A 12,509-nucleotide genomic window follows, 5' to 3' on the forward strand; every position below is an offset into this window, starting at 1 on the left:
CTCAGCGACCCTTCGCGATCCGGTCGAATGCCATCAGCCTTTCCAGAAGCGCCGGCATATCCTTCAACGGCAGCATGTTGGGACCATCGGAAGACGTCGAATTGTCAGGGTCCTGGTGGGTCTCGATGAACACGCCGGCAACACCGACGGCAACTGCCGCGCGAGCCAGGGTCTCGACAAAGCGGCGCTCGCCACCGGAGGAACCGCCCTGCCCGCCCGGCTGCTGCACCGAATGCGTGGCATCGAAGATCACCGGCGCTCCGATCTCGGCCATTACAGGCAAAGCGCGCATATCCGACACCAGCGTGTTGTAGCCGAAGGACGCGCCGCGCTCGGTGGTCAGCACATTGGGGTTGCCGGAGCCGGTGATCTTGGCGACCACGTTCTTCATGTCCCAGGGGGCGAGGAACTGCCCCTTCTTCACATTGATGACCTTGCCTGTCCTGGCGGCCGCGACCAGCATGTCGGTCTGGCGCGACAAGAAAGCCGGAATCTGCAGCACGTCGACATGCGGCGCGACGATCGCGCACTGCTCCTCGGTGTGGACATCGGTCAATATGGGAAGTGAAAACGCCTTGCGCAGTTCGTCGAAGACCGGAAGTGCCGCATCCATGCCGGCACCGCGTGTTGCCGACAGCGAGGTGCGGTTGGCCTTGTCGTAGCTCGTCTTGTAGACGAGGCCGATGCCGAGCCTGGCTGTCAGTTCCTTCAGCGCGCCGGCCATGTCGAAGGCATGCTGGCGCGACTCGAACTGGCAGGGCCCGGCGATCAGCGCCAATGCCGCGTTGTTGTCGAAAACGACATTGCCGACCGTTACCGTCGAATTGGGCGCCGTGGAGTTGGTCGCTTGGGGCTTGCTCATGGGATCTCCCGGAAGATGAAAGCCGCGCCCTGTCCGGATGCCGGCTGCACGACAATGTCATTGCCCGCTATATCGTGCTGGATGGAATTGGCTGCAAGCAGCCGCGACGTGACATCGATGCTTCGGACGGCAAAGACGATCGCGGCGAAGCGAAGTTTCGTCGATGACCCGGCCGGAATGCCAAAGCGGGCGGTGAAGGATTTGGGGTCAAGCACGCTCAAGGTTGCGTTTGGCAGGAGGAACACCTCGCCGTCGACAGCGGAATCGTTCACCGCCACGGAGATCAGCCCGATCTGTTCGGCGGATTGGTCGCTGACCGCCACCACCTCAAGGATCCCGCTAGCGCCGTTGGCGTGGACCTGCAAGGCTGAGCGGTCCACCTTTGGCGCGTTGATCCGCTGGCAGGCAAACAGGAACGCGTCGGTTGCGTCCCTGGCCGAGGCGAAGGCGAGTTTGAAAGCGGCGACGTCGCTTTTGCCCGTCGTGTCCGTGAAAGCGCGCGAAAAGCTCAGCGTGTCTCCCGCCGACAGGCCGGCTTCGACATAGCGTGCATGGTCGGCATCGGCATTGTCGGTCCCCAGAACCACTGCGGAAAATCCCTCGTCGCCGCGGCTTTCGCGATAGGCACGGTCGCGCGCGACAAAGACGTTGCCATCGGCAATGGCTTTCATCGCTGGCTGCTCATCGCCGATGGCAAGCGGTTCCAGATAGGTGCCGTCGGCGAGGAAAACGCAGCAGTTTTCCGTTCCAAACGGATGGATGCCGGTCGGGGCAACGACGAAGCCAAGTGAACTGAGCCGCGCTCGCGCCACATCGAGGTTCTGCGTCGGCAGCACCAGATGATCGAGCGGACGAATACCGGCTGCTGTTGTTTGGGTCATGGAGGCGCGATGTGCATCATTCCGTAAATCGGTTCAAGACTTGATCGCGATACCGTAGTCAGCCACGTGCCAACAGCCACCAGAAAAAGTCCCAATTTCTTCTTCTGCCACCAGGGGAATTGACGTAAGGATATCCCCCGCATGGGGGATGTTGGGAATTCCGTCTTGGACAATTGTCACGACGTCGCGATTCGACGTCGAATGGCGCCCATTGCCCTGCGTGCATGGCTGGAACGACGGATGGCGGGCAACAGCATGCTCAGGATCTTGCGGATCACGCCGCATTTCTACCGGCCTGGCAACTGGCCGGTTGCGTTCGATCCGGTCGGCGGATTGCAGAACCAGACATGGACGATCGCGCAAGGCATGGACAAGGCCGGCGCAGCTCAGACGGTTCTGACCAGCTACATCCCTGGCAGCCCAAGGAACGTGCAACTGTCCGCGATGATGCGGGTAAAATGCACAGGCTTCTGGCTGCCCGAATTCCTGGCCGGGCCTATGCTTTGCTTCAGCTGGTTTCTGGGCGCGATACCGGAGCTTCTACGAGCCCGGCACCGCTATGATGTCGTCCATATCCATTTCAACCATTCGATCTGGTGCAGGATCATCGCCATCATTGTCGGCAGGCTGAAGATACCGCTTGTCGTTTCGATGAACACGCCTTTGTGGTCCGGATTTCAGAGCGCCTTTCGGCTCAGGGGCAAGCCATACGATGTCACCCGCTGGATCGAGCGGGCGGCCTTGAAATCGGCGGACCGGATCGTTGCGTTGACGGAAACATATGGCCGGAGCAAGGCGGGCGAATTGGGGCTCGATCCATCGCGCGTCGACGTGATTCCCGATGCGCTCGACGTCGAGGCTTTTCGGCAGCCAATCGCTGCCGAGGCGCTTCAAGCCTTTCGCGACGAGCATGGCATCGTGGGCGGGCGCCCGATCGTCAGCTTTATCGGCCGTGTCAGCGCCGAAAAAGGCTGGCAGGATTTGCCGGCACTTGTCGAGCGACTGTCCGAAGAAGGCGTATTCCTGCTCATCTGCGGAGATGGTCCCGACCGCCGCAAACTGGAGACGGCGCTCGCCGCGATCTCGCGTCCAGGCTGGTGGACCATCACCGGATTTGTCTCACCGGCCGAGGTCAAGAAAGCGCTTGAGATCTCCGACGTGATGATCCTGCCCTCACGCCGCGAAGTGTTCGGCAGCATCCTTCTCGAAGCAATGGCGGCAGGCGTGCCTGTGGTCGCCTATGCCGTCGGTGGGGTGGTTGACGTGGCCGGACATCCCGAAGCATTGGCGCTCGTGCCGGAACGACGGCGAGAAGAACTCGCCAAGCGAACGCTGCAGCTGCTTGCCGACGAAGACGCAAGGAATGCGCTGGTGGCGCGAGGGCGTCGGCGCGCACAGGATTTTTCGCTGGATTCGGCGGTCGCGCTCAACCTCGCCCTTTATGCTTCGGTTCTTGCAGGCTCCAAGAACGGAGCGCGATCCCCGATGGGAATTCTGGCGCTGCAGGAGGACGGCGGCTCGCCGGACGGCGCTTGATCAATTTCGTCACCACGCGCAGCCACTCCTATACCGTTGCCCATCTGGTCCGCCAGTTGGGCAAGGCATGCCACTGGAGCTACGAACGCCTCTTTCGGCAGAAGGAACTGCGCTCCGGCACCTGGGTCTTCACCGATCACGAGCGGCTTTCGAACTTCGAGATCGCACTGGCGGCCAGGGTCGCCAACCGGCTTGAGCACGGAGGTGCGCGCGTTCTCAACCATCCCGCCCATGTGCTGAGCCGCCACGACCTGCTGAAAGCTCTGAACGCAGTCGGCATCAACCGCTTCTCGGCCTGGCGTTGTGAAAGCCAGCCACGCCCGAACGGCTTTCCCGTCTTCATCCGCAATGAGTTCGACCACCTTTCAGCCGACCTTGAATTGATCGCCGACCAGCCGGCGCTTGAGGCAACGCTGAGCCGGATGAAAGCGAACGGGATACCGCTCGCCGGCAAGCTGGTGATCGAATATGCCGGACAGGAGGTAAGCCCCGGCGTCTGGCAGCGCTTTGCCACCTATCGCGTCGGCCATCGGCTGATCGCCCATCACCATGCCGTCGACTTCCGCTGGGTCGCCAAGGACGTGCAGGATACCAAGCGTCTCCTCGCCCATCCGATGTTTGAGACATTCCTCGAAACCGAGCGCCAGTTCGTCAAAGGCAATTTGTATGAAGAGGTGCTGCGCAGGGCATTCGACCTTGCCGGCATCGACTATGGGCGCGCCGACTTCTCGCTGGTCGACGGGCGTCCGCAGATTTTTGAGATCAACACGAATCCGGCGCACGGTTCCCACAGCGCGATCTATCGGGAAACGCCCCCTCAGCGCGTTGAGACCCAGAGGCTTTCGGAGGACAGGCTATACGCAGCCTTGCGGGCCGTGGACTTGCCGGTCGACGGCCCCATAGCCCTTGACGACCCCGCACTTCTCCCGCAGCAAGCATTTAGGCGACTTTTCACGGGGGTGAAGCGTGCTTGATGTTACACCGGCATACCTGCTTGCCAAAACACCGCTCATGTTCCAGGCGATCGAGCGCTTCGACTTTGGTTCACTGGAATATCAGCGGCTGTTCTCCAACGCATCGGCATCGGCTTTCCAGCATCCGGACTGGCTCACAGCTTTCTATCGTCACATGGCGCCCGCGCACGGGGCCGAGCCATTGGTGATCACAGGTCGGGACGGGTCGGGCGAACTTCAGCTGTTGGTTCCGCTGGTTCGGCATACCAAGGGCGATCAGAACGGCGCGATCGAGTACGCATTCCTCGGTGTTACTGACTATGTGTGTCCAATCATCGCCAACGGCTTGACTGTCGGCAGGCAAACTTCGCGGCACTTTCGTGCTTGTCTCGGCAACCATGCAGGCTTGAGAATCGGGCCTGTCCATCACAGCCATCTGAGTGAATGGCGCTCGCTGCTCATGGTCGAGCCGTCGACGCTCGACTTCGGTGCCCATGCGGTGCGTTATGGTTTTCCTTATGCCGAATGGCGCAGGACCAACCTTCGTCCCCACCGCGCGGCTGCCCTGGACCGCAAGGCACGAAAGCTTGTCCAGACAGGTGGCCTGCAACTGGAATTGGTGGAACCAGGCGACGCGCGACGGGCAATGGCTGCGGCGCGCGACTTTCGCACCGGACGGTTTCCGGCCGACCCGCTGCAAACGCCGCACGGCCTCGAATTCTATACCGATGTCGCCGCCAACGGTGCGCGCTCCGGTCTGGCCCGAACCTATCGCCTCGTTTCCAAGGACGGTCCGATCGCCCTCGTCTTCGGCTTGGTCGATGGCGGCTGTTTCCGCTACATTTTGCTGGCCTGCGACTATGGCGCCCATGCCCGCTCCTCTCCGGGCCTTCTGGCGCTTGATCGCGTCATGGCGGCCTGGGCCGCCGACGGCGGCACAGACTTCGATTTCACCATCGGCGACGAGCCATTCAAGACCGGCTTCGGCTGTGTCCGCACCGCGATGCACGAGTTTCGGCTATGACCGTTCAGCCGACACCCTTTCCATTGGAGCGCGCTCGCGTCGCCACACCGCGGCTTGCCGTCGTTATCCCGACCAAAAATCGTCGTGACAGCCTGCCGCGCACCTTGGCTTCTGTTCTTGACAATGGGCGAGCCGATATCGAACTGGTGGTGATCGACGACGGATCGACCGACGGAACCGAAAACTACCTTGCGACTGTCGACGATCCACGACTGACATGGCGCCGCAGGCCGACGTCAGCTGGTGCAAACCGGGCACGCAACGAGGGCGCCGCTTTGTCCAGCGCACCGCTCATCGCCTTTCTCGATTCGGACGACGCCTTCCGCCCCGGGCGGTTGGACCGGCTGATCGCCTTCTTCGATGAGAACCCTGATATCGCCTGCACCATAGACGGCTTCAGCGACATTTCAGACAGCGGCGAACGGGTGCACCGGCTGCCGTGTACGACGCCCGATAGCGAAAAACTGCGGCAGCTCCTGCTCTGCCACTGTATCCCGTTGACCAATTCGACCGTCACGGTTCGCCGCGCGGCCTTCACCGCGGTAGGCGGCTATGATCCGGACCTGTGGCGCCATCAGGATAGGGAATTGCTGCTGCGCCTGGCGCGACAACATCGGATCGCCTTCGGCGCCGCCACCGACGTCTTCAAATACCGGTCCGGGAACTCGATTTCACGAAACCATGCCGGTTATATCAGGGGGCTGGATGATTTCGTTGCCCGCTGTCCCGACTACAGATCGCCGGACTATGAATCGATCCTCAGCTATCTGACGGTGCGCGGTCCGCTGAAGGCGATGGCGCAAGGTCATTTCGGCGATGCACTGTCTGAAGTGAAGGCCTGGCGCAAGGCCAGCCATCTGCCAAGCGGCTTCCACGTGCTGCCCGGCTATTTTATGGGACGTCGACAACGGCGCCTGCTGGAGCAGGCGCTGGGTCAGCAAACGCGGGTGCTGGATCAGTTGCCGCCGGCGCTGGATCCGCTGCCGGCCACGACATCGGCGGAATAGCGCAATTCGCGCAATGGTTTGACCTTACTGGTGGTCTGCGCATAGAGCGGGTGCGCCTTGTAAGCGGCAAGTGCTGCGTCATCGGCGAACTCGGCATAGACGACGACGTCAACTTCATCCGACAGCGGGTCGACCTTCGTGTTCAACGTGACCTCGAAGAGGTTGGAATGAGGAATGTTGCCGAGCGCCAACAGCCCGGTGTGCACTGCCTCCACATCCGCCTTGCGCCTAGCGCTGAAGAAAACGATATGCCGGATCAATCCCGCCTCCTGATCTGAATGCCGGGGTCTTTTGTGACGATGGGCTCTTCGCGTCAACCATCCATGGCGACACGCGTCCTTGCGACGCGCCCAGGACAGCAGGGACCTCGTCTCGCGGCTACAACATCCTGGATGAGGGACCTGGCCGCCACCTTTGGAGCGTATCTCTAGGCTTTGCCGGTGACGTAGCGCACGACATGGGAGAGTTCCCTGACCGAGATGTCGAGATACCGGCCCTGATTGTAGAGGCCGTCCCAGATCAGGAAGAACGCGATGGCGGCAATGACGATTACATAACGCATGGCTAACGCTATCGCACATGCGTTGCGGCGGCCATAGGCGTTTTTGATATCTCAGCGTCTACTCCACGCTCGCCTTAAAACAGGCAGAAACATCCGGGCTGTTGGGGATATCCAGGCCATGTCGTTGCGATGGCACAACAAGCCTGTGCGAGGAAACCAGCTGTCAAACGCTACGTGGCCCAGCCCAGCCAATGGCTTGCCTCTTGAAGTTCCCCATAACGATGTGGAAGATTGTCGCGGGGATTCACCGGCAAACGCTGAAACTCTGGTTAGTGGGCGAGCGTTTTTATTGGAGTCTGCCTGTCGCCGTTTCTGCCGTATACGGCGGATAGGCAACGACGTTCGAACCCGGCCTATGAACTGTGAGACGCGGTTGGCAATTGCGCTGGCCGCGCAGGAAATTCAAGGGTGTGACATGGCTCACAACGAACTTTCTGGCACGATGCCGGGCGAAGCCGTCAGGCTGGACGAGTTCAATTTCGCTGAGATCGTCAAGGGACTGCCGGCCAAGGCGCGCATGGTGCTGTCGATGGCGATGAACCTGCCGCGCGGTTCACTCAAGGTCAGGATGCCGGACGGCCGCGCCGTCCTTGTCGGCGGCAAGGCACCAGGTCCCGATGCCGAGCTGGTGCTCAAGAACTGGCGCCTGCCCGGCCGTGCCTTTTCCGGCGGTACGATCGGCGTCGCCGAATCCTACATGGACGGCGATTGGGAGAGCCCCGATGTCACCAGTTTCCTCGAACTCTTCGTCGTCAACTCCGCCTTTGGCGAGAAGATCGCCGGCGGAGCGAGCTGGCTGATCAACACGGTCCAGCGCATACGCCACTGGTTCAACGAGAACACGCGGTCGGGTTCGAAACGCAATATCTCGGCGCATTACGATCTCGGCAATGCCTTCTACAAGGAATGGCTCGACCCGAGCATGACCTATTCCTCGGCGCTCTACGCGAACGGCGCCAACGACCTGGAGAGCGCCCAAGCCGCCAAATACCGGGCACTGGCCCGGGATACAGGGATCAGCAGGAAGGACCATGTTCTGGAGATCGGCTGTGGCTGGGGCGGCTTTGCTGAATTCGCGGCGCGCGAAATCGGCTGCCGCGTTACCGGGCTGACGATCAGCCGCGAGCAACACGACTTCGCCAAGGCGCGCATCGCCAAGGCCGGGCTTGCCGACAAGGTCGACATCAAGCTGCAGGATTATCGGGACGAAACGGGGACTTACGATCGCATCGCCTCGATCGAGATGTTCGAGGCCGTGGGCGAGAAATACTGGCCTGTGTTCTTCTCGAAGATGAAAGCCTGCCTGAAGCCCGGCGGCACCGCGGGCCTGCAGATCATCACCATCAACGAAGCCGCCTACGACACCTATCGCGCCAGGCCGGATTTCATCCAACGCTACGTGTTTCCGGGCGGCATGCTGCCGACACCGTCGATCTTGAAGGCGCTCGGCAGGGATCATGGCCTCGCGCATCTGCGTGAGCGCGTTTTTCCCGACGACTATGCGCGCACGCTCGCCGAATGGCGCAATCGCTTCTGGGCTTCGTGGGAGAAGATCGTGCCGCTCGGGTTCGACGATCGTTTCAAGAAGCTCTGGGAATTTTACCTGCACTATTGCGAGGCCGGATTCCGCGCCAGCTACATCGACGTGCGCCAAGTGGTCTACAAGGCGTAAGCCGGTTCGCTCATCGAGTTCCTTCCCAAGGCAGCACGGCTGGACATGACGGCAGGTCGATTGCCGACTGGCTCGCTTGGCCATTTCGATCGCGATTTCCTGATGCCAACGTGATGCAACCGTGAGCATTTGGCAGGCGTTCTCACGCATCCGACGCCCCGCGCCAAAATCAACGCCGAGCGCCTCTGACCATAGGAGGCTTCCTTGAAGCGAACTGTTGCCGTGATTACCATCCTGCTTGCCGCCATATCCGCTGCCGACGCACGGCGCATAGCGCCACCCACTGTCATGAACGATCCGCTGGGCCACAGCATCAGCCCGACAATGACGCCTGGTGCCAGTGATCTCATCGACAACACACCGACCTCGACCATCCACGAGGTTCATGCTCCAGCCGGGATGGCGCCACTGACCGTGCCCAGCGACCCGAATGGCATGTCGCTTGAGCCCACTCAGCCAGTCAGCCCGCAAGCTCCCGCGACAGCCTTGCCGCTAACGCCTGCGACCAACTGAGCCTTTGCATAAAAACAAACAGACAGAGCGGTTCGGCGTTTCGGTGAAACGTCGAACCGCTCTGGACGGCTTCATCAGAGCAGGATGCGATATCTGGCGAAACCCGCTTCGCCCTCGCCCGCCGATTCGATCTTCAGCGACTTCACATCGGCGATGAAATCCTTTGCCTTGACGCCTGTCTCGAACACGACGCTGGCTCCTGGCAGCGGCGCGAACGACCAGTTGTCGTCGGCCGACGGATTGATGGTGCCCTGGCTTACGATATAGCGAACGATGACATCGCGGTTGGTGTCCGGCGCCTCGTAGATGATCTTCGAGGCATTGATGCCGGGGAAATTGCCACCGCCGCCGGCCCGGTAATTGTTGGTCGCAACGACGAATTTCTGATTTGGATCAATCGGCTTGCCATCGAACATCAGGTCGACGATGCGGTTGGCACCGGCATTCGCCACGCCGCCCTTGGCATCGTATTTCGGCGGCTGCGACAGGTCTATCTTGTAGGTGACGCCATCAATGACGTCGAAATTGTAGGATGGGAAATCGGTGTTGATGAGCACCTGGTCGGCCTTCCCTGCCTCGATCCTGTTGAAGATGCCGGCCGACATTTCCAGCCATTCCTTCACCTGCACACCGTTGATTTCGACGGCCCGCACGGTGTTGGGGTAGAGATAGAGGTCGGCGACGTTCTTGATGGCGATGTCGCCGGCCGGCACGTCGGTATAGTAGTCGGCGCCATTGCGCCCGCCGGCTTTGAAGGGCGCGGCGGCCGACAGCAGCGGCACATCCTTCCACTGCGTGCTCTTGAGAATGTCCTTCAAGTACCAGGTCTGTGCCTGGTTGACGACCTGCACCGACGGATCGTCGGCAACCAGCGAGAAATAGGAGTAAAGCGGCGCTGAGGTTTTACCGACGGGACGGCGCACATAGGCCAAGGTCGCCTGGTGGTCCTGTTCGAGCGCAGTGATGATGCGCTTGTCGTCCGGAACCGTCGGCTTGTTCTTGTTGTCGACGCGCTCGAAGATCGGCCGCGCCTCGGACGTGGCGGAAACGACCCGCCATTTCGATCCGTCGCGCTCCAGCATCAGGTCGATCAGCCCCATATGCGAGCCCCAGAAACCACCCATGACGGCGGGCTTGCCCTGCAAGGTGCCTTTTTGCGTGTCGACGCCCTCGAGCGACTGGAAATCCTTCTTGCCCGGAAAGACCAGATGCTGGTGGCCAGTGAACACGGCATCGATGCCATCGACGCCGGCAACGAAGAACGACGCGTTCTCCATCATGTCGCCCTGCTTCACATCGATGCCGGAATGGGAGAGGGCAATGATGATGTCAGCTCCCTCCTCCTTCATCTGCGGCACCCATGCCTTGGCCGCCTCGACAATGTCTCGCGTCTTGACGTTACCTTCCAGATTCTTGAGGTCCCAGACCATGATCTGCGGCGGCACGAAGCCGATGATGCCGATCCTGATCGGCTGCTCGGCGCCCGAACCATCCTTGATCTTCTTGTCGAGGATCACATAGGGCTTGAGATAGAGCTTGTCGTCACGCGGGTTGGCGGCAAGCGCGGTGCCGCGGATCAGATTGGCGCAGACGAACGGGAAATTGGCGCCGGCCAGCGCCTTGTCCAGGAAGGACAAGCCGTAGTTGAACTCGTGGTTGCCGAGCGTCGAGCACTCGTAGCCGAGCAGGTTCATGCCCTTCATGATCGGATGGAGATCGCCGTCCTTCAGGCCCTTTTCGTAGGCGATGTAGTCGCCCATCGGGTTGCCCTGCAGCAGGTCGCCATTGTCGATCAGCATCGAATTGGCGGCTTCCTTGCGCACTGCTTCAATCAGCGATGCCGTGCGCGACAGGCCCATCGTGTCGTTGGCTTTGTCGGCGTAGTAATCATAAGGCAGTACATTCACATGGATATCGGTTGTCTCCATGATCCGAAGATGCGCCTGATTGGCCTGCGCACGGGCAGAGAAGGGATGAAGCACGATCAGCGCCCCTGTGGCTGCGACGCCAGCGAGGAAATTGCGGCGAGAGACGGGATGGAGCAGTTGTGACATATTTTCTCCTCTTCGACGACGTGACGCCCTGCCCCCGAAGCAAACTTGGCGCTGAAATGGGCTCAAGTCCACTCAAGAAGTCGCGTGCGTCCGGACATCAGTCCATCAGCCAGAGATGACGCGCGGATGAATGGGACGGTGAAGAAAGTCAGGTCTTGTCGTCGTCGCCCTGGGTGATCAGCCGGGCGCTGCGCTGGCCCGTGACGTAGATCCATAGCCAGCTCAGGGAAACCGCAAGCCGGTTGCGGAAGCCGATCAGAAAATAGATGTGTGCAATTCCCCACAGCCACCAGGCGAGCCAGCCGGTGAGTTTGATCCAGCCGAAATCGATCGCGGCGGCGCGTTTGCCGATCGTCGCCAGATCGCCGGCGTGTTTGTAGCGAAATGGCCGCGCGGCATTGTCACCGCCGAGCCTGGCCTTGATGGTGGCCGCAACATGTCGGCCCTCCTGCTTGGCGGAAGGCGCTACACCGGGCACCGGCCGTCCATCCGGCCGCAGCACGAGGGCGGCGTCGCCGATGACGAAAATCTCCGGACTGCCGGGCACGCTGAGGTCAGGCTCGACAAGCACCCTGCCCGCGCGGTCCGCCTTCGCTCCCAGCCATTCGGCGGCGGGCGAAGCGGCAACGCCGGCTGCCCACAGGATCGTTCGGGCCGCCAATTGCTTGTCGCCGAAGACGACGCCCTCGGCATCGCAGCGCGTGACAGCCCGCCCGAGCTCGACCGTCACGCCGAGGCGTTCGAGCGCCTTGCTGGCATAGTCGGAGAGTTTTGGCGCGAAATTGGCAAGGATGCGGTCGCCGGCCTCGATCAGCACCACGCGCGTTTGCCGCGTATCGATGTTGCGGAACTCGCCGCGCAGCGTCTCGTGCGCCAGTTCGATGATGGTGCCGGCCAGTTCCACACCGGTCGGCCCGCCGCCGACGATCGCAATGGTCAGCAGCGCCTGGCGCTTGACGGGATCGGTTTCCCGCTCGGCCTGCTCGAAGGCCAGCAGAATGCGCCGCCGAATGGTGGTGGCGTCCTCCAGCGTCTTCAGGCCCGGCGCGAAAGGCTCCCATTCGTCATGGCCGAAATAGGCGTGGCGCGCGCCGGTGGCCAACACCAGCGTGTCGTAGGCGACGGCGCTGCCGTCATCGAGCAGCACGCGTTTACCGGCACGGTCGACGCCGGTGACGTTGGCCAGCAACGTCGTCACGTCCTTGCGCTTGCGCAGGAGATGGCGGATCGGCCAGGCAACCTCGGAGGTTGCCAGCGCGGTCGTCGCTACCTGGTAAAGCAGCGGCTGGAAGAGATGATGGTTGCGCTTGTCGATCATGGTGATGCGCACCGGCGCGCCAGCAAGCGCGCGGGTGCATTCGAGACCGCCGAAACCCGCACCGACAACGACGACATGATGGCTGGCTTCACTCATCTCATTCACCCCGTTTGTCTGCCAGTTATGT

12 protein-coding genes are annotated in these 12,509 nt (G+C 61.5%); 6 read left to right on the forward strand and 6 right to left on the reverse strand.

The genetic code is table 11. The annotated features are described in order from the left end of the window. Position 1: 1 nt before the first annotated feature. Entirely contained in the window at positions 2-862 is an 861-nt protein-coding gene (gene kdsA / locus EB235_RS22240) for a 3-deoxy-8-phosphooctulonate synthase (protein WP_027028898.1), read from the reverse strand. Further along, positions 859-1,743 (reverse strand): VOC family protein, encoded by an 885-nt coding sequence (locus EB235_RS22245; protein ID WP_027028897.1) that lies wholly within the window; start codon positions 1,741-1,743, stop codon positions 859-861. Before EB235_RS22245 ends, kdsA begins: the two co-directional genes overlap by 4 nt. A gap of 240 nt (positions 1,744-1,983) precedes the next feature. Here EB235_RS22245 and EB235_RS22250 point away from each other — a divergent pair, with 240 nt between their 5' ends. Genes EB235_RS22250 through EB235_RS22265 form a run of 4 tightly spaced genes read left to right on the forward strand, consistent with a single transcriptional unit; the run spans position 1,984 to position 6,263 of the window. Next, on the forward strand, positions 1,984-3,279 hold the full coding sequence (locus tag EB235_RS22250) for a glycosyltransferase (protein ID WP_167334848.1): 1,296 nt from the start codon (positions 1,984-1,986) through the stop codon (positions 3,277-3,279). Then, complete coding sequence (locus EB235_RS22255) at positions 3,276-4,253, forward strand: hypothetical protein (protein WP_027028895.1); 978 nt, start codon at positions 3,276-3,278, stop codon at positions 4,251-4,253. Before EB235_RS22250 ends, EB235_RS22255 begins: the two co-directional genes overlap by 4 nt. Continuing rightward, entirely contained in the window at positions 4,246-5,256 is a 1,011-nt protein-coding gene (locus tag EB235_RS22260; RefSeq protein WP_027028894.1) for a GNAT family N-acetyltransferase, read from the forward strand. Before EB235_RS22255 ends, EB235_RS22260 begins: the two co-directional genes overlap by 8 nt. Next, complete coding sequence (locus EB235_RS22265; RefSeq protein ID WP_080680705.1) at positions 5,253-6,263, forward strand: glycosyltransferase family 2 protein; 1,011 nt, start codon at positions 5,253-5,255, stop codon at positions 6,261-6,263. The genes EB235_RS22260 and EB235_RS22265 overlap by 4 nt, the downstream gene beginning before the upstream one ends. On the opposite strand, the gene EB235_RS22270 is transcribed toward EB235_RS22265, so the two are convergent. Together EB235_RS22270 and EB235_RS35135 are read right to left on the reverse strand one after the other, a co-directional pair. Further along, positions 6,212-6,523 carry a Dabb family protein gene (locus EB235_RS22270; RefSeq protein WP_027028893.1) on the reverse strand — a complete coding sequence of 104 codons (312 nt, stop codon included), beginning with the start codon at positions 6,521-6,523 and terminating at the stop codon, positions 6,212-6,214. The genes EB235_RS22265 and EB235_RS22270 overlap by 52 nt on opposite strands. 167 nt (positions 6,524-6,690) lie before the next feature. Beyond that, the gene (locus EB235_RS35135) at positions 6,691-6,825 is read right to left on the reverse strand and encodes a hypothetical protein (RefSeq protein ID WP_274608581.1); all 135 of its coding nucleotides are present in this window, start codon (positions 6,823-6,825) and stop codon (positions 6,691-6,693) included. A gap of 415 nt (positions 6,826-7,240) precedes the next feature. On the opposite strand from EB235_RS35135, the gene EB235_RS22275 reads away from it, so the two are divergent. Continuing rightward, on the forward strand, positions 7,241-8,497 hold the full coding sequence (locus tag EB235_RS22275; protein WP_027028892.1) for an SAM-dependent methyltransferase: 1,257 nt from the start codon (positions 7,241-7,243) through the stop codon (positions 8,495-8,497). A 204-nt stretch (positions 8,498-8,701) separates the two neighbouring features. Beyond that, complete coding sequence (locus tag EB235_RS22280) at positions 8,702-9,010, forward strand: hypothetical protein (protein ID WP_027028891.1); 309 nt, start codon at positions 8,702-8,704, stop codon at positions 9,008-9,010. Positions 9,011-9,084: 74 nt separating this feature from the next. Here EB235_RS22280 and EB235_RS22285 read toward each other — a convergent pair whose 3' ends face one another. Both EB235_RS22285 and EB235_RS22290 read right to left on the reverse strand, forming a co-directional pair. Then, positions 9,085-11,064 (reverse strand): bifunctional 2',3'-cyclic-nucleotide 2'-phosphodiesterase/3'-nucleotidase, encoded by a 1,980-nt coding sequence (locus EB235_RS22285; RefSeq protein ID WP_027028890.1) that lies wholly within the window; start codon positions 11,062-11,064, stop codon positions 9,085-9,087. 148 nt (positions 11,065-11,212) lie between these two features. Further along, a complete protein-coding gene (locus EB235_RS22290; RefSeq protein ID WP_027028889.1) occupies positions 11,213-12,478 on the reverse strand; it encodes an NAD(P)/FAD-dependent oxidoreductase in 1,266 nt (421 codons plus the stop codon). Positions 12,479-12,509: the final 31 nt, after the last annotated feature.

Source organism: Mesorhizobium loti R88b (assembly GCF_013170845.1).
Taxonomy (GTDB): Bacteria; Pseudomonadota; Alphaproteobacteria; order Rhizobiales; family Rhizobiaceae; genus Mesorhizobium; species Mesorhizobium loti_B.